General features: G+C 61.8%; 18 protein-coding genes and 1 tRNA gene. 3 read left to right on the top strand and 16 right to left on the bottom strand.

What is annotated here, in order from left to right:
- Nucleotides 1-9 precede the first annotated feature (9 nt).
- Nucleotides 10-267: a YfhL family 4Fe-4S dicluster ferredoxin gene (locus tag SB822_RS08455; protein ID WP_007579687.1), complete on the top strand. Its 258-nt coding sequence runs from the start codon at nucleotides 10-12 to the stop codon at nucleotides 265-267.
- 65 nt (nucleotides 268-332) lie between these two features.
- Here SB822_RS08455 and hisC read toward each other — a convergent pair whose 3' ends face one another.
- The 8 genes from hisC to SB822_RS08415 all read right to left on the bottom strand — a co-directional run bounded on the left by hisC (nucleotide 333) and on the right by SB822_RS08415 (nucleotide 7,450).
- Nucleotides 333-1,412 (bottom strand): histidinol-phosphate transaminase, encoded by a 1,080-nt coding sequence (hisC, locus tag SB822_RS08450; protein ID WP_410854456.1) that lies wholly within the window; start codon nucleotides 1,410-1,412, stop codon nucleotides 333-335.
- Nucleotides 1,413-1,446: 34 nt separating this feature from the next.
- The gene (gene pth, locus SB822_RS08445) at nucleotides 1,447-2,049 is read right to left on the bottom strand and encodes an aminoacyl-tRNA hydrolase (RefSeq protein ID WP_007579689.1); all 603 of its coding nucleotides are present in this window, start codon (nucleotides 2,047-2,049) and stop codon (nucleotides 1,447-1,449) included.
- A gap of 121 nt (nucleotides 2,050-2,170) precedes the next feature.
- Entirely contained in the window at nucleotides 2,171-2,782 is a 612-nt protein-coding gene (locus tag SB822_RS08440) for a 50S ribosomal protein L25/general stress protein Ctc (RefSeq protein ID WP_007579690.1), read from the bottom strand.
- Between the two features lie 154 nt (nucleotides 2,783-2,936).
- Nucleotides 2,937-3,893, bottom strand: a complete 957-nt coding sequence (locus SB822_RS08435) for a ribose-phosphate pyrophosphokinase (RefSeq protein ID WP_007579691.1) — start codon at nucleotides 3,891-3,893, stop codon at nucleotides 2,937-2,939.
- Between the two features lie 47 nt (nucleotides 3,894-3,940).
- Nucleotides 3,941-4,017 (bottom strand) — tRNA-Gln (locus SB822_RS08430).
- Between the two features lie 51 nt (nucleotides 4,018-4,068).
- Nucleotides 4,069-4,950 carry a 4-(cytidine 5'-diphospho)-2-C-methyl-D-erythritol kinase gene (gene ispE, locus SB822_RS08425; protein WP_410854455.1) on the bottom strand — a complete coding sequence of 294 codons (882 nt, stop codon included), beginning with the start codon at nucleotides 4,948-4,950 and terminating at the stop codon, nucleotides 4,069-4,071.
- A 26-nt stretch (nucleotides 4,951-4,976) separates the two neighbouring features.
- Entirely contained in the window at nucleotides 4,977-5,609 is a 633-nt protein-coding gene (gene lolB, locus SB822_RS08420) for a lipoprotein insertase outer membrane protein LolB (RefSeq protein ID WP_079484239.1), read from the bottom strand.
- Nucleotides 5,609-7,450, bottom strand: coding sequence for a tetratricopeptide repeat protein (locus SB822_RS08415; RefSeq protein WP_007579694.1), 1,842 nt, complete (start codon nucleotides 7,448-7,450; stop codon nucleotides 5,609-5,611). The genes lolB and SB822_RS08415 overlap by 1 nt, the downstream gene beginning before the upstream one ends.
- Nucleotides 7,451-7,740: 290 nt before the next feature.
- On the opposite strand from SB822_RS08415, the gene mutM reads away from it, so the two are divergent.
- Both mutM and mutY read left to right on the top strand, forming a co-directional pair.
- Complete coding sequence (mutM, locus tag SB822_RS08410; RefSeq protein WP_007743381.1) at nucleotides 7,741-8,571, top strand: bifunctional DNA-formamidopyrimidine glycosylase/DNA-(apurinic or apyrimidinic site) lyase; 831 nt, start codon at nucleotides 7,741-7,743, stop codon at nucleotides 8,569-8,571.
- Nucleotides 8,572-8,578: 7 nt separating this feature from the next.
- Nucleotides 8,579-9,682, top strand: coding sequence for an A/G-specific adenine glycosylase (gene mutY / locus SB822_RS08405; protein ID WP_410854454.1), 1,104 nt, complete (start codon nucleotides 8,579-8,581; stop codon nucleotides 9,680-9,682).
- A gap of 9 nt (nucleotides 9,683-9,691) precedes the next feature.
- Here mutY and SB822_RS08400 read toward each other — a convergent pair whose 3' ends face one another.
- The 8 genes from SB822_RS08400 to lptA all read right to left on the bottom strand — a co-directional run bounded on the left by SB822_RS08400 (nucleotide 9,692) and on the right by lptA (nucleotide 17,135).
- Complete coding sequence (locus tag SB822_RS08400) at nucleotides 9,692-10,327, bottom strand: LON peptidase substrate-binding domain-containing protein (protein WP_007579697.1); 636 nt, start codon at nucleotides 10,325-10,327, stop codon at nucleotides 9,692-9,694.
- Nucleotides 10,328-10,391: 64 nt separating this feature from the next.
- Complete coding sequence (rapZ, locus tag SB822_RS08395) at nucleotides 10,392-11,285, bottom strand: RNase adapter RapZ (RefSeq protein ID WP_007579698.1); 894 nt, start codon at nucleotides 11,283-11,285, stop codon at nucleotides 10,392-10,394.
- 77 nt (nucleotides 11,286-11,362) lie between these two features.
- On the bottom strand, nucleotides 11,363-12,331 hold the full coding sequence (gene hprK, locus SB822_RS08390; protein WP_007579699.1) for an HPr(Ser) kinase/phosphatase: 969 nt from the start codon (nucleotides 12,329-12,331) through the stop codon (nucleotides 11,363-11,365).
- A 258-nt stretch (nucleotides 12,332-12,589) separates the two neighbouring features.
- Nucleotides 12,590-13,105 carry a PTS sugar transporter subunit IIA gene (locus tag SB822_RS08385; RefSeq protein ID WP_035538101.1) on the bottom strand — a complete coding sequence of 172 codons (516 nt, stop codon included), beginning with the start codon at nucleotides 13,103-13,105 and terminating at the stop codon, nucleotides 12,590-12,592.
- 300 nt (nucleotides 13,106-13,405) lie between these two features.
- Nucleotides 13,406-13,765 (bottom strand): ribosome hibernation-promoting factor, HPF/YfiA family, encoded by a 360-nt coding sequence (gene hpf / locus SB822_RS08380; RefSeq protein WP_007579701.1) that lies wholly within the window; start codon nucleotides 13,763-13,765, stop codon nucleotides 13,406-13,408.
- Between the two features lie 175 nt (nucleotides 13,766-13,940).
- Complete coding sequence (locus tag SB822_RS08375; protein ID WP_007579702.1) at nucleotides 13,941-15,461, bottom strand: RNA polymerase factor sigma-54; 1,521 nt, start codon at nucleotides 15,459-15,461, stop codon at nucleotides 13,941-13,943.
- 217 nt (nucleotides 15,462-15,678) lie between these two features.
- The gene (gene lptB, locus SB822_RS08370) at nucleotides 15,679-16,461 is read right to left on the bottom strand and encodes an LPS export ABC transporter ATP-binding protein (RefSeq protein WP_007579703.1); all 783 of its coding nucleotides are present in this window, start codon (nucleotides 16,459-16,461) and stop codon (nucleotides 15,679-15,681) included.
- Nucleotides 16,458-17,135: a lipopolysaccharide transport periplasmic protein LptA gene (lptA, locus tag SB822_RS08365; protein ID WP_007579704.1), complete on the bottom strand. Its 678-nt coding sequence runs from the start codon at nucleotides 17,133-17,135 to the stop codon at nucleotides 16,458-16,460. Before lptA ends, lptB begins: the two co-directional genes overlap by 4 nt.
- Nucleotides 17,136-17,153 lie beyond the last annotated feature (18 nt).

Below are 17,153 nucleotides of genomic sequence, written 5' to 3'. Positions count from 1 at the left end.
GAGAACAGCATGGCCCTGATGATTACCGACGAGTGCATCAATTGCGACGTTTGCGAGCCCGAGTGCCCGAACGACGCGATTTCGATGGGCCCGGAAATCTATGTGATCGACCCGAAGAAGTGCACCGAATGCGTTGGCCATTTCGATGAGCCGCAATGCGTGCAGGTGTGTCCCGTCGAATGTATTCCGCGCAATCCGGAACATCTGGAGACGCAGGACCAGTTGATGGAGAAGTACAACGGGTTGCAGGCTGCGAAGGGCGCCTGATTCATCTGAAAGCGGCGCGCCGTACGTGTCATTCGAGGCGCGCCGTTTGTATCGTTGCCGGCGCCTTAGCCGACGTACCCGCCAAGAATATCCTTCAACGCATCCAGCAGCGTGTCGCACTCGGCATCGGTGCCGATCGAGATGCGCAGATGCTGATCGATGCGCGGCAGCTTGAAGTGCCGCACGAAGATTTCCTTTTCCCTGAGCCGCGCGGCCAACGTTGCGGCGTCATAGCCTTCGTGACGCGCGAACACGAAATTCGCCGACGACGGCACCACTTCGAACCCCAGCGCCGTCAGTTGCGCCGTCATCTGTTCGCGGCTCGCGATGACCTTTTCGGTGCACTCGCGGAACCACGCGTCGTCCTTGTATGCCGCGGTCGCGGCGGCCTGTGCGAGACGGTCGAGCGGATACGAATTGAAGCTGTCCTTCACGCGGTTCAACGCATCGATCAACGCGGCATCGCCGAACGCAAAGCCCACGCGCATCCCCGCAAGCGAGCGCGACTTCGACGTCGTATGCACGACGAGAAGATTCGGATACTTGCCGATCAGTGAGATCGCAGATTGGGCGCCGAAGTCCACATACGCTTCATCGATAACGACGACTGAATCCGGATTCGATGCGACAAGTCGTTCGATATCCGACAGCGGCAGTGCATGGCCCGTTGGTGCGTTGGGATTGGGGAAGAGAATGCCGCCGTTCGGTTGCGTGTAGTCGTCGATGCGGATCTGAAAGGCATCGTCGAGAGGAATCGTCCGGTACGCGACGTCGTAGAGGCGCGCGTAGGTCGGATAGAAGCTGTATGTGACGTCCGGAAAGAGGATCGGCCTGTCGTGCTTCAGAAGCGCCTGAAACACCGTGGCGAGCACTTCATCCGAACCGTTGCCGGCAAACACCTGATCCACCTTGAGCCCGTGATGCGCGGCGACAGTCTCGCGCAACGCGCGCGCCGTCGGATCGGGATAACGGCGCAACGACTCGGCGTTCTCGCCGAGCTCGTTGCGGATCGCGTTCACGACGGCGGGCGAGGGCGGATACGGGTTCTCGTTGGTGTTCAGCTTCACGGGATGCGCGAGCGCGGGTTGCTCGCCCGGCACGTACGGCGTCAACCGGTGAACGATATCGCTCCAGTAGCGGCTCAAGTTCTGCTCCTCTGTTAGCTGTCGCGGCGGGCAGTCAGGGATTGCGATGCAACTGCATCATCGCGCGTTCGAGTTCGCCCTTGACGACGGTCGGCATCACCGCGAGCGCGCGTTCGATCGATTCATCGATCACGTCCTGCTCTTCCCGGCGCGGCGGCTTCAGCACGAAGTTCGCGACGTCGGGCTTCGCGCCCGCGCGTGCGCTTTCGGGAATCAGGTCGCGCGGATGACCGATACCGATGCGCAAGCGCCAGTACTGCTGGGTCGACAGATGCGCGGAAATGTCCTTCAGGCCATTGTGCCCGCCGCTCCCGCCGCCGAGCTTCAGCTTCACGGTGCCGGGCGGCAGATCGAGTTCGTCGTGCGCGACGAGGATCTGATCAGGCAGGACCTTGAAGAAATGCGCGAGCGCGACGACCGATTGACCCGAGCGGTTCATGTACGTCTGCGGCTCCAGCAGATGCACTTCCTCGCCATATAGACGCGCTTTCGCATAGAAGCCGTGAAAGCGCCGCTCGTCGCGCAACGTCGCGCCGGCTTCACGCGCCAGTTGGTCGACGAGCCAGAAGCCGGCGTTGTGACGCGTCGCGGTGTATTCGGCACCCGGATTGCCGAGCCCGACGATCAGCTTGATCATGTTCGAGTGGACCACGCGGCATGCCACGTGGCCTGGAAAAAATCGAAAAAAAACCCGCCGGGGCGAACCGCGGCGGGTTACGTCGACCGTTCCATTGAAACGGATCGAGAGGATAGCGGTCTTATGCAGCTGCCGGCTTTTCGCCTTCAGCCGACGCTTCTTCCGACTGGGCACCAGCAGGAACCGGCGCCGAAACGATCACCGGGTTTTCTGCGACGAGGTGCGCAACCAGTGCGACGCCAGCCGGCAGAACGATATCCGTTGCGTGCAGCGATTGACCCGCTTCGATCTTCACCAGATCGACTTCGATGAACTCCGGCAGAGCTGCCGGCAGACATTCGATTTCGATTTCGTTGATGACGTGCGAGATGATCGCGCCGCCCGTCTTCACGGCCGGGTTGCTTTCCTGATTCATGAAGTGGAGCGGCACCTTCGTGTGCAGCTTCTTCGATGCGTCGACGCGCTGGAAGTCCACGTGCAGGATGATCTGACGGAACGGGTGGTATTGCACGTCGCGCAGCAGAACCTGTTGCGACTTGCCTGCCACTTCCAGGTCGAGAATCGACGCGTGGAATGCTTCTTTCTTCAGTGCGTGAAACAGCGCGTTGTGATCGAGTTCGATCAGTTGCGGTTCGCCAGCGCCGTACACGATGCCCGGGGTCTTGCCCGAGTTACGCAGGCGGCGGCTCGCACCCGTACCTTGCAAATTACGCTCGAAAGCGACTACTTTCATTTGAATCTCCATTATCTGCCCGCGACCAGGCAGTAAAACGGGTCTTGCTTACCCTTTATGGGCTGAAGACCCCAGACAAACCGGCATGAACCTTCGTTCGTTCACGCCGAATGCAAAAGCGCCGCATTCATCATGCGGCGTCTTCGCGAATACTTTAGCCTTCCGCGAACAGCGACATCACCGAGTCGCCGCGACGGATACGCGAGAACGTTTCGGCCAGCAGACCGGCGCTCGTCAGCGAGCGGATCTTCGTGCACGAGCGGGCTTCTTCGCTGAGCGGGATCGTGTCGGTGACGACGAGTTCGTCGAGTGCCGATGCCGCGATGCGCGGGCCAGCGCCACCCGACAGAACCGGGTGCGTCGCGTAAGCGAACACCTTCGTTGCGCCGCGTTCTTTCAGCACTTGCGCTGCCTTGCAGAGCGTGCCGGCCGTGTCGACCATGTCGTCCATGATCACGCAGGTACGGCCGTCGACTTCACCGATGATGTTCATCACTTCGGCGACGTTCGCCTTCGGACGACGCTTGTCGATGATGGCGAGATCGCAGTTCAGCTGCTTGGCCAGCGCACGGGCGCGAACCACACCGCCGACGTCCGGCGACACGACCAGCAGGTTCTCGTGATTCTGCTTGCGCAGATCGCCGAGCAGAACGGGCGTCGCGTAGATGTTGTCGACGGGAATGTCGAAGAAACCTTGAATCTGGTCAGCGTGCAGATCCATCGTGATGATCCGCTCGACGCCAGCGATTTCCAGCATGTTCGCCACGACCTTCGCCGAGATGGCAACGCGCGCCGAACGCGGGCGTCGATCTTGACGGGCATAGCCGAAGTAGGGGATGGCTGCAGTGATCCGGCCAGCGGATGCGCGCTTGAGCGCATCGACCATGATCATCAGTTCCATCAGATTGTCGTTGGTCGGCGCGCAGGTGGACTGAAGGACGAAGACGTCCTTGCCACGCACGTTTTCCTGAATCTCGACCTGGATCTCACCGTCCGAAAAACGGGAGACCATTGCTTTGCCGAGGGGAATACCGAGGATTTTGACGACTTCCTGTGCAAGCGCCGGATTTGCGTTGCCAGTAAAAACCATCAGGCCGTCATGGCTGCTCATCATGCACCTGCTTCAGGCTGTGGGAGGCGAGGAACTGCGAGAAATTTTGGCAGGGGAGGAAGGACTCGAACCCTCGAATGCCGGAATCAAAATCCGGTGCCTTAACCAACTTGGCGACTCCCCTACACTAACTTTGAGCTTCACTGAACGTGTAGGCCGTTCAGTGCCGCGAAACTTATGCCGCGAAAGCAAAGAGTGGATGCGTATCCAGACTTGCCGTTACTGCGCTGTTCCATTCGACTGGCAGTTTGGCTTGCGCCGCGACTGCTTCATCTCTACTACGGAACGCTGCAAAAACGCTTGCGCCTGATCCCGTCATCCGCGCCGGCGCGATGTTATCAAACCATCTAAGCACCTGCGCAACTTCCGCGTATTTTCCCACGACAACTTGCTGCATGTCATTCCGGCCGAAGCTATCAGGCCATTCTGCGCTGCAACTTTGCTGTGCAAGAAAGTCCGTAATTATGAGAGCCTTTGTATCTCTTGTCAACGCTTTTTCTGAAAAAATTGCTGACGTTGGAACGTGAACTCTCGGTGTCACCACCAGAAAGTGGCGCGGCGGCAATTGTACATGCTCGAGTGCTTCACCGACACCCTCTGCGAATGCATTTTTTCCAAAAACAAAAAAAGGCACATCGGCGCCGAGTTTCAATGCGAGCGCCTGCAACTCCGCGCGCGGCAAATCGAGCTTCCACAGACGGTTCAGCGCGAGCAGCGTCGTAGCGGCATCCGAGCTGCCGCCGCCAAGGCCCGCGCCCATCGGCAGTACTTTGTCGATCTCGATGTTCACGCCCAGGCGCGTGCCCGTGTGTTCCTTCAGCAGCTTCGCCGCGCGAACGGTGAGATCAGTCTCGGCGGGAACGTCGGCGATGTCGGTGCCGCGCGTGATCGCGCCGTCGTCGCGAAGCGTGAAGTGCAGCGTGTCGCCCCAGTCGAGCAACTGGAACACCGTCTGCAGTGCGTGATATCCGTTCGGCAGACGGCCGGTGATATGCAGGAAGAGGTTTAGCTTCGCTGGAGCGAGACAGTCGCGCAGCGAGTCGTTTGTTTCGATCATGAGTCTTTGTAAGGCGCGCGTGCGGATTACTGGTCGAGCACGAGCTTGATGTCGAGCGGTGGTTCGGTGCGCGCGAGATTCACGCGCTTCACGCCGGTTGCAGGCGCATCGGCATAGGCGATGTAGTCGATCGTCCAGCCGTCCTGTTGAATCTCCTTCAAACGCGTTTCCTGCTGCGGATCTTTCTCGGTCGTCGCCTTCGATGTCGGCGCAACCGAAGGCTGCAGCCAGTAGCGCAGCCCTTCGACAGGCAGCGCGAAACCCAGCGCGTTCTGCATCAGCGTGGAGACGTTATCGGCCGTCAGCGGCTGGCGGTTCGGCAGTTCGAGCGTGGCGGCCGACGGCGACGACGTGACGATCGCCATTGTCTGTCCGAGCGGGTTGCGCAGTTGCAGCGTCACAGTGTCATCGCGTTCCTGCCAGTCGAAATTGCCATACGCATTGCGCTGCTGGCCGTTCTGGTCGACGTACTGAACCGCGAAGCGGCCGTGATACGCGCGGGTGGTCTGAGCGGTGACGGCCGTTGCTGCATTCGACGTGGACGGACCTTGCGGCTGGACGGACGCGCAGCCCGACAAGGCGACGATGGCTGCGGCTGCGAGACCCAGCGCCGCGCGGCGCGGCGCTGGAGAGGAAAACACAGGAAAAGAAAAGTACATCAGAGATCGTTCACCTGAAAACGTTTGAGCGTTTTGACGAGCGTATCGTTGTCGGGTTCGAGCTTACGGGCATCGCGCCACGCCGCGCGCGCCTGATCCTGGTCACCGCTCTTCCACAGCACTTCGCCGAGATGTGCGCCGATTTCGGCGTTCGGTTGCAGATCGTAGGCCTTGCGCAGCACCTTGATCGCATCGTTGGTATCGCCGAGCCGGTACTTGACCCAACCGACGCTGTCCATGATGAACGCATCGTTCGGCGACAGCGCCAGCGCCTTCTCGACCAGCTTGTCCGCTTCCTGCAGACGCTGGTTGCGGTCCGCGAGCGAATAGCCGAGTGCGTTGTACGCCTGCGCGTTGTCTGGTTGCGTGCGCATCAGCTTGCGCAACTGCGTTTCCATCACGTCGAAATGGCCGTTCTTTTCGGCAGCCATCGCGTAGTCGTACGTGAGATCGGGGTCGTCGGGGAAATCGGTGGTGGCCTGGGCAAGACGCGCTTCGGCCTCCGGGTAGCGCTTCGCGTCAAACAGGATCGCCGCGTCGGTGCGTGCGATCAGCGCCTGCTCATGCGGGTCCTGCGTGCGAATGCCGGCGAGCAGCTTGCGCGCGTCATCGGATTTGCCGTCTCTTTGCAGCAGTTGCGCACGTGTGATCTGCGCGGGAATGTACTGCGTGCTCGTGGCGGGAATCTTGTCCAGCCAGCGGTTCGCGCCTGCCGTATCTTTCTGTTCAAGCGACAGCTGCGCGAGATAGATATAGGCCTGACCCGGATCGGCGCCCGGCGTCTTCTCGGCCTTTTGCGCATACTGTTGCAGATAGTTCTGCGCTTCCGGCAAGTTCTTCTGCTGGATCTTGATGAGCGCGAGCGCCATCAGCGGCGTCAGATCGTTCGGGTTGTCCTTCTGCATGAACTCGAACTGTTTCTGCGCGTCGTCGAGGCGGTCACTGGCCAGATACATTTGCGCGAGCGCGAGCCGAGCCTCATGCGACTTCGGATTCGCCTGCACGTATTTCTCGATCGACGCAATGCCTTCCTTGCGCTCTTCCGGTCCCATCTGCGACAGCATCAACGCAGCGGGCAGATAGTCGGCCTTCAGCTTGAGCGCCTGTTCGAGCGATTTGCGCGCACCGGGCGCATCGTCGGAAATGAGTTGCTGACGCGCGATTGCGAATTGCGCTTCGGGACGGTTCAGGTCGTTCGCGACAAGATCCTGCAACACGTGCAGGCCACCGATGCGATTCGGCCCGCGCGAAATCAGCAGTTGCAGCGCGAGAATCCCGTTGCCGCGGTTTTCAGGCGGAATCTTCGCGAGTTCTTTCGCGAGCATCGGCTTCGCGTCGTCGGGCTTGCCCGACAGCACGAGCAGCGACGCATCCAGTTGCGCGGCGCGTTCCGATTGCGGCGCATACTGTTGCCACAATTGCGCAGCCGTCAGCGCATCCGACGGGCTCTGCGCGGCGAGCGCGATTTCCGTCGCACGCTGCGCCATGCGCGGGTCGTGCGTGTCGCGCGCGAGCGAGAGATAGGTTTGATACGCGGGCGCGGGCTGGTTGCGCTGCAGCGCGACTTCCGCCGCGAGCACCTGGAACACGATCTGGCTCGTCAACGCGACGCTGGGCAGATTGGCTTTTTCGTCGGCGGAATCGGGGCCGAAAGCATCTTGCACGGAGACGGTGTTGTCATCCGTATCGGGCGATTGGTCCTGCGCATGCGCGGGCAATGCGCCGAGCGCCCAGACAGCCAGCGCGGCCACACCCAGCAGCCGGCGTGCGGAAACAGCGTGCGGCACGCCATTCGCGCCGGTCCGGCGCTTCAAAAACTGCTTAACGATGGACAGGTTCATACATATCCGTTCAATGTTTCAGTCGATTGTAACGCGCTCGCTACAATAAGCGCATAAGCGCGGACGCAAGTTGCAGACCAGTCGCGCCCATTCGCGCCCATAACGGGCTTGCGGCCGCAAAGGCGCGTTCCGACGATTGCAAAATCCTTTGTGCGGTCGGCCACCGGAAGGGCCATTCGCCGCGTCATGTTTGTTGTGGATACGTCCGGTATCCACTTCGTTCCATTTTTTGCGCCCGGTCATTCCGACGGCGAGCGCAAGCCCGTTGTTAGCGATAACAGGCCCTAAACATGCCAGAGTTACCAGAAGTCGAGGTTACCCGACGCGGAATCGAACCGTACGTTGCTGGACACCGTGTCAAGCGCGTCGAGGTCCGCACGCCCGCGTTGCGCTGGCCGATCCCACCCGGTTTCGCGCGTTTGCTGCAGGGCCGGCTGGTTCACAAAGTGGCGCGGCGCGGCAAGTATCTGCTGTTCGAGATCGACGAAGGCTGGTTCATCGTGCATCTCGGCATGACGGGGACGCTCAGGGTCCTGCGCAACGTGCCGCATCCGCCGGCCGCTGCGAAACACGATCACGTCGACTGGATTTTCGACGACTTCATTTTGCGCTTCCGCGATCCGCGCCGCTTTGGCGCTGTGTTATGGCACACGCGGTCGGCGGGCGACGTGCTCGAACATCCGCTGCTGGTGGACCTCGGGGTCGAGCCGTTCGCGCCGTCGTTCTCCGGCGCGCTGCTGCATCGAAAGACGCGCGGACGGAAGATTTCGGTGAAGCAGGCGCTGCTCGCAGGCGACATCGTCGTGGGTGTGGGCAACATTTACGCATCTGAAAGCCTCTTTCGCGCGGGTATCCGGCCGACCACGGCCGCCGGCCGCATCTCGCTCGTACGTTACGGTCTGCTTGCAGACGCCGTGCGCGTCACGCTTGCCGCCGCAATCGAGAAGGGCGGCAGCACGTTGCGCGATTTCGTCGGCAGCAACGGCGAGAGCGGCTACTTCCAGCTCGACTATTTCGTCTATGATCGCGCGGGTCTGCCATGCCGCGTGTGCGGCACGCCGATCAAACAGATCGTGCAGGGGCAACGCTCCACTTACTATTGTCCGACCTGTCAGCGCTGATCCGTTCATGTCCGTTCCCCCTTCCACGACTGTTTTTCCTACGATACCCACGCTGTCCGATTTCTCTGTGCGCCTGATCGCATGGCAGCGCGAACACGGCCGTCACGACCTGCCGTGGCAGAACACGCGCGACCCGTACCGAATCTGGCTGTCCGAAATCATGCTGCAGCAGACGCAGGTGTCGACGGTGATCCCGTACTACGGGCGCTTTCTCGCGCGTTTTCCGGATGTCGCCGCACTCGCCGCTGCTCCCGCCGACGACGTGATGACGCTATGGGCCGGACTCGGCTACTACACGCGCGCGCGCAATCTGCATCGCTGCGCGCAGGTCGTCGTCGAGCAGCATGGCGGGCGCTTTCCCGAGAGCGTGGAAGCGCTCGCGGAGTTGCCGGGTATCGGACGATCGACGGCGGCCGCGATTGCATCGTTCGCATTTGGCGCCCGTGCGACGATTCTCGACGGTAACGTGAAGCGCGTGCTTGCGCGCGTGTTCGGCGTCGAAGGCTTTCCGGGTGAGAAGAAAGTCGAGAACGGCATGTGGCTGCTGGCGGAGTCGCTGCTGCCCGTGAATGGGACCGACGACGACATCAGCGCCTACACGCAGGGGCTAATGGATTTCGGCGCGACGCTGTGCGCGCGCGGCAAGCCGGATTGCGTGCGCTGTCCGTTCGCCGTCGATTGCGTGGCGAACGTGACGGGCCGTCAGCGCGAACTACCGGCGGCGCGCCCAAAGAAAACGGTGCCGACGCGCCGCACGTGGATGCTGCTGCTACGCGACGGTGACACGGTGATGCTCGAAAAGCGCCCGCCGTCGGGTATCTGGGGTGGCTTGTGGAGCTTGCCGGAAGCGGCGGATGAAGCAGCGCTCGCGCAACTCGCGCGTGACTTCGGCGCGACAGCGGACGTGTCGCCGCTCGCGCCGCTCACGCACGTGTTCACGCACTTCAAGCTGAATATCGAACCGCGCATTGCGGAGTTCGATCACTCCGCGAAAGCCGTGAGCGCACGCGACGCCGACACCGTATGGATGTCGCTGAACGAACTGGACGCGTATGGCGTGCCCGCGCCTGTGCGCAAGCTGCTCGAAGGGCTGCAGGGTTCGCTGATCTGAACGCCGGCGCTACAGCAGCTGATGCTGCTGCATGTAGTGATGCACGATGTCGATCCGCGCGCCGGCGTCCTGTAGTTCCATCAGCTTTTGCCGCGCCTTTAGCGCGATAGGCAGCACTTCGGACAGGCGGTTCGACACCCAGGTCGGATCGTCGAGCCTGAACGGCTCGAGGAACGGCAGGCTCTCGGCATCGCGCTCGCGGATCGTCGCGATGATGCGCTCCAGCACTTCCGCACACGCTCCGAACTTTTCCATGTAATGGGTGCCTTCGAGCGGCACGTCGCTGCCGATCAACTCGGCCATCCCGACGAGCAGGCCGCCCTGTTCGACACGATGCGACAGCAGCCGGAACCGCGCGGTGCCGCGCGCGCGAATCAGCAGCATGCCGAACTCGTCGACATCGCAAACGTCGATTTCCGCGAGGCAACCGACGTGCTCCGGCACGGACGGCTCATCGGGCTGCGCGACTTCCCCGCCGCTTTTCAGCAGACACACGCCGAACGATGTGTTGTCGCGCAGACAGTCGCGCGCCATGTCGAGATAGCGTGCCTCGAAGATCTTCAGCGGCAGCAGTCCATCGGGAAAAAGAACGGTGTGCAAAGGAAACAGCGGCACATCGGCAAGCACGGACGGTGTAGAGGACATGGCGCAACGCTTCGGTTAGGACCGCCGCTGCGAGCGACGGCCGGTCGGGCCACCATCGGGTTACTCAGGCGACCAGTTTCGATGAGTCGTCGACGTTGATCGGCGCATCGCGATGCCGCACTAACACGTTTGCTTCGCTCGCGAAACGCGCGGCAAGCGTTTCGGCGATGAATACCGAGCGGTGCTGTCCGCCCGTACAACCGATTGCAACGGTGAGATAACTGCGATTGTCGTCGCGGAAATGCGGCAGCCATTTCTGCAGGAACGATTCGATGTCGCCGATCATCTGCTGAACCACGGGCAGTGCATTGAGGAAATCGATGACGGGCTTGTCGAGTCCTGTCAGCGGACGCAGTTCGCGGTCGTAATAAGGGTTCGGCAGCGTGCGCACGTCGAACACGAAGTCGGCATCGAGCGGCACGCCGCGCTTGAACCCGAACGACTCGAACATCAGCGCGAGGCCCGTGTGCTCCTGCTCGATGAAACGCTTGACCCACGCGCGTAAAACGTTTGCCCGCAAGTTGCTGGTATCGATCTGGTGGCCGAATTCGGCGAGCCCAGCGACGAGTTCGCGCTCGCGCTCGATCGCTTCGGCAAGCGACGTCAGCACGCCGACGTCGGCATCGTGTGCGGGCGAGCCCGACAGCGGATGGCGGCGGCGTGTTTCGGAAAAGCGTTGGATCAGTGCCTGCGTGCTGGCGTTCAGGAACAGCACGCGCACGTCGTGCAGGCCGGCGAGATCGCGGATCATTTGCGGCATGTCGTCGAGCGAGGCGCCCGAGCGCGCGTCGATCGCCACGGCGAGCCGGTCCTGGCCGTCGCCCGCGAGGTACGCGGCGAGTTCGGGCAGAAAACGCGGCGGCAAATTGTCGACGCAGTAGTAGCCCGCGTCTTCGAGCGCGTTCAAAGCGACAGACTTGCCGGAGCCGGAGATACCGGTGATCAGGATAATGCGCATGGAGTCGTGGAATCCGTTGGGTTCATCATAGCATCCGGTGTCACCCGCTGTGCCGCCGCGGCTTCGCGCGCATTGCGTCAGATCAGCTTGCCGGGAAACTGGCTGTCAGGGTCTTGCATGGCGAGGCGCTGGCGGTCCATGAAGTCGCGGAGTGTGTCGATGCCGCGCAGTTGCAGGATCGTGTTGCGCACGGCCGCCTCGACCAGCACGGCAAGATTTCGGCCGGCCGCCACCTGGATCGTGACCTTGCTGATGGGCAGGCCGAGTACGTCGACGGTCTGGCTTTCGAGCGGCAGGCGCTGGAATTCGCCGTCCGGCCGGCGTACCAGCTGGACGATCAGCTTCAGCTTCATTTTCCGGCGCACGGCCGTTTCACCGAAGATCGTCTTGATGTCGAGCAGGCCGAGGCCGCGCACTTCGAGCAGATTCTGCAGGAGCGGCGGGCAGCGTCCTTCGACGAAATCCGGGCCGAGGCGCACGAAGTCCACGGCGTCGTCGGCGACCAGACCGTGGCCGCGGGAGATCAGTTCGAGGCCAAGCTCGCTCTTGCCGAGGCCCGAGTCGCCCGTGAGCAGCACGCCCATGCCGAGAATGTCGAGAAACACGCCGTGCAGCGTTGCACGCGGCGCAAGGATGCGCGACATGTAGAGGCGCAGGCTGTCGATCACGGCAGCCGGCGACATCGGCGTGGTAAAGAGCGGCGTCGACGAGCGCGTACAGCGCAGGACCAGTTCCGGCGGCGCGGCGACGCCACCCGCGACCACGAGGAACGGCGGCTCGAGCGCGATCAGCTCGGCCATGTGGCGCGAGCGGTCTTCGTCGGATTGACGCTGGTAATAGTTGGTTTCGGCTTCGCCGAGCACCTGGATCCGGTTCGGGTGGATCAGGTTAAGGTGGCCCACGAGGTCGGCGCTGGACGTTGCAGTCGCAACTGTTTCCGCCGAGAAGCCGCGCTCCCAGCCCTCATGCCCCGTCAGCCAGCTGAGTTTCAGCGCGGCGGCGTTGTCGTCGAAAATGCTTTGGGCGTTGATGCTGGACGTATCCATGAATCCCTGACTCCCTGACCTCGTATGTGCCGCTAGGGTGCTGCTGGCGTGCTAGTGTCTGCCGCCTGCTCGCTGCGCGCCGGCTGTTGCCGGTCCGCTGTTGCCGGTCCGCTGTTGCCAGTGTTGCGACGGCGTGCACGGAACATGTTCGGCTCGCGGCGACGCCGGTTTGCCGGACTTCGCCGTAAGCCTCGAATCAAACCCGGTGCTCCGGCGCCGTGGCTCCTACGTTTTCAGCCGCGAAACGCCGCCGATACGTCAAGGTTGCCACTGAGTCAGCAGGCGATGCAACGCCTCGCGGTCCTCTTCTGTGTGCAACCGTTCGCGCGCTTCGCGATCCGACAACAGTTGGGCGATCTCCGACAGGATTTCAAGGTGCTGCTGCGTTGCCTGTTCGGGGACCAGCAGGAAGATGAGCAGCGAGACGGGCTGGCCGTCCGGCGATTCGAACGGGATCGGATCGGCAAGGCGCACGAACGCTGCAAGCGGCTGCTTGAGGCCCTTGATGCGGCCGTGCGGGATCGCGACGCCTTCGCCGAGCCCCGTTGAACCGAGGCGCTCGCGCGCGAACAGATTGTCAGTCACTGTGCTGCGGGCGATGCCGTTCTGGTTTTCGAAGATCAGGCCCGCTTGCTCGAATACGCGCTTCTTGCTTGTAACCGCGAGACCGACGACGACGTTTTCGAGGGGAAGATATTTGGCTAAACGATTCATGTTGACAGGCGCAAAGGTCGCCTGGATTCTCCTCGCTGTGGCGATTGAAAAGCGTTCCATGCCTCGCAGCTGCTCATGGCGAATCCAGCGACGCACGATGAGCCCTGCTCTTGAGACCCGCAATGATCCCTTTGTGCAGGGCTCGGGCTGGACAAAGACCCCGAAGGTAACCGATTTATTATAGAACAGGGTTGCTACCGATGGTGCGCCGCGCCATGACTCAAAATTGGCGTGCCCTGCGGATCGTGCGGGACTGCGAACCACGCCCATGAAACACCACGCGCCGCAAGCAACATGCGCCTAAACAAAAACCGCCCGATATCGGGCGGTTCGCGGGGCTAAGCAAAAGCCTCTACTGGCTTATTGCGGTGGCACTTCGGGTTGTGCCGCCAGTGGCTGATACTTGATCGCGTCGTGTTGATGGCCCTGCAGGCGATCCTTGTGACGAATGACTTGCCGGTCCAGCTTGTCGATCATCAGGTCAATCGCGGCGTACAGGTCGCCATCACAGCTTTCGACAAAAATGTCCTTGCCCTTCAGATGCAGGTTGATTTCAACCTTTTGCCTCTTTTCCTTTTCCTTGTGGTTGTCGACCGAGAGGACCACACTGCCATCGATCACCTGATCGAAATGTCTTAGCACCCTGTCAAGTTTGGTGATCACGTATTCTCGCAACGCTGGCGTTACATCGAGATGGTGTCCACTGATCTTCAGATTCATAGTGCTTCTCCAAGCTAGTGGCCGCCTGGTCCGCATGAATCGCGCGAGCGCCGGTCGATTCCCTCGATCTGCCACGCCGTCCCCCGTTTGACAGGCTGCTGGCAGGTCGCATCGGCCAGCCTGCTCCGCCAAACAGCGGCGCGGCCGGAAAATACCCGCCACAGGAGGTAGCGGGCTAAAGAGACTTGCGCAGATTGACTGCTGGGATCTTCAGTGCTTCGCGGTATTTCGCAACGGTACGGCGAGCGACGACGAAACCCTGTTCCGCCAGCAGTTCGGCAATGCGGCTGTCTGAAAGAGGAGATTTGGTGTCTTCCGCTCCTATCAGTTGCTTGATGAGTGCGCGAATGGCCGTTGAAGAGGCCGCGCCCCCCGTGTCGGTGGATACGTGCGATCCGAAGAAGTACTTAAATTCAAGCGTCCCGAATGGGGTGAGCATGTACTTGCCGGTTGTCACACGTGAGACCGTCGACTCGTGTAAACCCAGCGTATCAGCTATTTCCCGCAAAACCAAGGGGCGCATGGCAATTTCGCCGTGGGCGAAAAAGTTCTTTTGACGCTCCACAATTGCCTGTGCGACACGCAGGATCGTCTCGAAGCGCTGCTGGATATTCTTGATCAGCCAACGCGCTTCCTGCAGTTGCTGCCGCAGCGAACCGCTGCCCGGATCGCCGCGATTGTTGCGCAGGATATTCGCGTACAGATGGTTGATACGCAGTTTCGGCACGACTTCCGGATTCAGTTCCGCCTGCCATCCCTGTGCCGTTTTGCGCACCATGATGTCGGGCACGACGTAGTCCGCTTCGGCCTTGCCGTAGGCCGCGCCGGGGAACGGCTCCAGCGAGCGGATCAGCGCATGCGCTTCGCGCAGATCGTCGTCGCTTGCCTTCAGGTATTTGCGCAGACGCGTGAAGTCGCGCGCGGCGAGCAGCTCCAGATGATGCGCGACGATGTCGAGCGCGAGCGTGCGCGTGGGCGATGGCTCGAGCCGGCACAACTGCAAACGCAGGCATTCGGACGCCGAACGCGCGCCGACACCCGCGGGATCGAAGCTGTGCAGTAAGGCGAGGGCCGCGTTGAGTTCGTCGGTATCGACTTCCAGTTCGTCGGGGAGATCGGTGAGGATTTCGTCGAAGGTGGCCGTCAGATAGCCGTCGTCATCGAGTGATTCGATCAGGAACGTGATGAGCGCGCGGTCGCGTGCGCTTGCTCCCGTTACACGAAGTTGAGCAGTCAGGTGATCGCGCAGCGTCGTGGTCGATTCGTGGATTTGCAGCGGCGGCAGATCGTCGTCGTCCGATGCGTTGCCCGAACGGCCGTAGTCGTCGAGATTCCACTGGTTGGCATCCGAGTTCGAGTCCGAACCCATGCCGTTGTATTCGTCGACGCCTTGGGGTTCGCCGCTCTCCTGGCTTTCGCCGGAGGAAGTGGACGACGACGAAGACGGCGGCGAACTCGACATCCCTTCCGGCGAGGTGTTCTGCGACGTCTGCGAGATGACCGTGCCGTCGGCGGCGACGCGCAACGGACTCGCGATCCAGTCGTCCTCCGTTTCGAGCAACGGATTCTGGGAGATCGCCATCGACACTTCCTGTTGCAGTTCAAGCGTAGACAGCTGCAGCAGCCGGATGGACTGTTGCAGTTGTGGTGTCAGCGCAAGATGCTGCGACAGGCGGAGTTGGAGGCTGGCTTTCATGGCAATGTGTGATTCATTGTAGAGAGTTTGCCACGACCGCGATACCTTGCGACACCCGCAAAAACGCGTGTGCACCAGATTTTGGCGCGGACGGCCGACTACGCGGGCGATACCACGCCAGCGTAGCCCGTCAAAATTACTGAACCCGTGTATTGAAACGGCCTGGGATCAGGCCGTGAGGGCGCTGCACGCGGCGTCCAGGAGCCGCGTGCGCGTATTACATGCGGAAGTGTTCGCCCAGATAGACGCGGCGCACGCTCTCGTTTTCAATGATGTCGCCGGGCGCGCCGGCCGCGAGCACGCTACCGTCGCTGATGATATATGCGTGATCGCAGATACCGAGTGTCTCACGGACGTTGTGATCGGTGATGAGCACGCCGATGTTGCGCTGCTTCAGGAACTTCACGATCTTCTGGATTTCCAGCACCGCGATGGGGTCGACGCCCGCGAACGGTTCGTCGAGCAGAATGAAGCTCGGATTGGTGGCGAGGGCGCGCGCGATCTCGACGCGGCGGCGCTCGCCGCCCGACAGCGACAGCGCAGGGTTCTCCCGCAAGTGCGCGATCTGCAGTTCGTCGAGCAGCGCTTCCGTGCGCGACGCGATCGCGTCTTTCGACAGACGCTTGCCGTCCTCGCCGAATTGCAGCTCCAGCACCGCGCGGATGTTTTCCTCGACGGAGAGCTTGCGGAACACGGACGCTTCCTGCGGCAGATATGACAGGCCGAGTGACGCGCGCTTGTGAATGGGCAGAAGGCTGATCGACTTGCCGTCGAGATCGATCTCGCCCGCGTCGAGCGGCACGAGGCCGACGATCATGTAGAACGACGTCGTCTTGCCGGCTCCGTTCGGACCGAGCAGGCCGACCACTTCGCCGCTCTTCACGTCGAGCGAGACGTCCTTGACGACCGTGCGCGAGCCATAGCGCTTCTTCAGATTGCGGACGACGAGCGAACTGCTGGTGCCTGCCGGCTTTCGATGGGGAAGGGCGGGGGCGCTCACGGCTTCGTCGTTCCTTGTCCCTGGAATTGGTTGGTCGGTTGCAGCGTCGCCGACGGACCGCTGATCGGCTGGGCGCCGCCATTGCGCGGCGACAGCATCGCGCGCACACGGCCGTTCGGATTGCCCGGACCTGCGACGTCCTTGCCGGCCTTCGCCGTGTAGAAGTCGTTCTGGCCGTCGTACGTGATGACGCTGCCGTGCACTTCGTCCATGATCGTGTTCAGACCTTGCAGGCGGCGCACGGTTGCGCGCGTGGTCAGCGTGGTGAGGTCCTGCTTGCCGTCGTAGTCGATGCGTTCGGCATCGCCGTCGATGTATTCATCGGAGCCGTCGCGCTTCTGGCGGAAGTACGCGAGGTTCTTGCCCGTCGACGTGCCCGTTGCATATTGATAGCCCTGCGGGTCCTGCGTCACTTCGACGCGATCCGCCTTGATCACGATCGTGCCTTTGGTCGCGACCACGTGGCCGGTGAAGATGTTGACCTGCTTGAGGTCGTCATACGTCATGTTGTCCGCTTCGATATTGAGCGGTTTGTCCTTGTCGGCGCGTTCGGCATGCGCGAGCGGCGCAAAACCGGCAAGCGGCAAGGCGATCAGGAGTGCCGCAAGCCCGGCGCGGCTCGTGCGATACGCGCGCATGCGGCCGGACTCAAAACGGGGGAACGATTCGTTCATGCAGTCACGCTGGAATTG

This window comes from Paraburkholderia sp. SIMBA_054 (genome assembly GCF_046534875.1).
Taxonomy (GTDB): domain Bacteria; phylum Pseudomonadota; class Gammaproteobacteria; order Burkholderiales; family Burkholderiaceae; genus Paraburkholderia; species Paraburkholderia hospita.
Note: the sequence above shows the minus strand (reverse complement) of the source record. Positions and strands in the feature narration are given on the sequence as shown.

Coding starts and splice junctions, on each gene's coding strand:
- rapZ (WP_007579698.1), bottom strand. CDS start 11,285: ATGCGCATTATCCTGATCACCGGTATCTCCGGCTCCGGCAAGTCTGTC.
- mutY (WP_410854454.1), top strand. CDS start 8,579: ATGTCCGTTCCCCCTTCCACGACTGTTTTTCCTACGATACCCACGCTG.
- SB822_RS08385 (WP_035538101.1), bottom strand. CDS start 13,105: ATGGAACGCTTTTCAATCGCCACAGCGAGGAGAATCCAGGCGACCTTT.
- hpf (WP_007579701.1), bottom strand. CDS start 13,765: ATGAATCTGAAGATCAGTGGACACCATCTCGATGTAACGCCAGCGTTG.
- hprK (WP_007579699.1), bottom strand. CDS start 12,331: ATGGATACGTCCAGCATCAACGCCCAAAGCATTTTCGACGACAACGCC.
- lolB (WP_079484239.1), bottom strand. CDS start 5,609: ATGTACTTTTCTTTTCCTGTGTTTTCCTCTCCAGCGCCGCGCCGCGCG.
- SB822_RS08400 (WP_007579697.1), bottom strand. CDS start 10,327: ATGTCCTCTACACCGTCCGTGCTTGCCGATGTGCCGCTGTTTCCTTTG.
- SB822_RS08440 (WP_007579690.1), bottom strand. CDS start 2,782: ATGAAAGTAGTCGCTTTCGAGCGTAATTTGCAAGGTACGGGTGCGAGC.
- ispE (WP_410854455.1), bottom strand. CDS start 4,950: ATGATCGAAACAAACGACTCGCTGCGCGACTGTCTCGCTCCAGCGAAG.
- mutM (WP_007743381.1), top strand. CDS start 7,741: ATGCCAGAGTTACCAGAAGTCGAGGTTACCCGACGCGGAATCGAACCG.
- SB822_RS08415 (WP_007579694.1), bottom strand. CDS start 7,450: ATGAACCTGTCCATCGTTAAGCAGTTTTTGAAGCGCCGGACCGGCGCG.
- pth (WP_007579689.1), bottom strand. CDS start 2,049: ATGATCAAGCTGATCGTCGGGCTCGGCAATCCGGGTGCCGAATACACC.
- SB822_RS08435 (WP_007579691.1), bottom strand. CDS start 3,893: ATGAGCAGCCATGACGGCCTGATGGTTTTTACTGGCAACGCAAATCCG.
- SB822_RS08375 (WP_007579702.1), bottom strand. CDS start 15,461: ATGAAAGCCAGCCTCCAACTCCGCCTGTCGCAGCATCTTGCGCTGACA.
- SB822_RS08455 (WP_007579687.1), top strand. CDS start 10: ATGGCCCTGATGATTACCGACGAGTGCATCAATTGCGACGTTTGCGAG.
- lptA (WP_007579704.1), bottom strand. CDS start 17,135: ATGAACGAATCGTTCCCCCGTTTTGAGTCCGGCCGCATGCGCGCGTAT.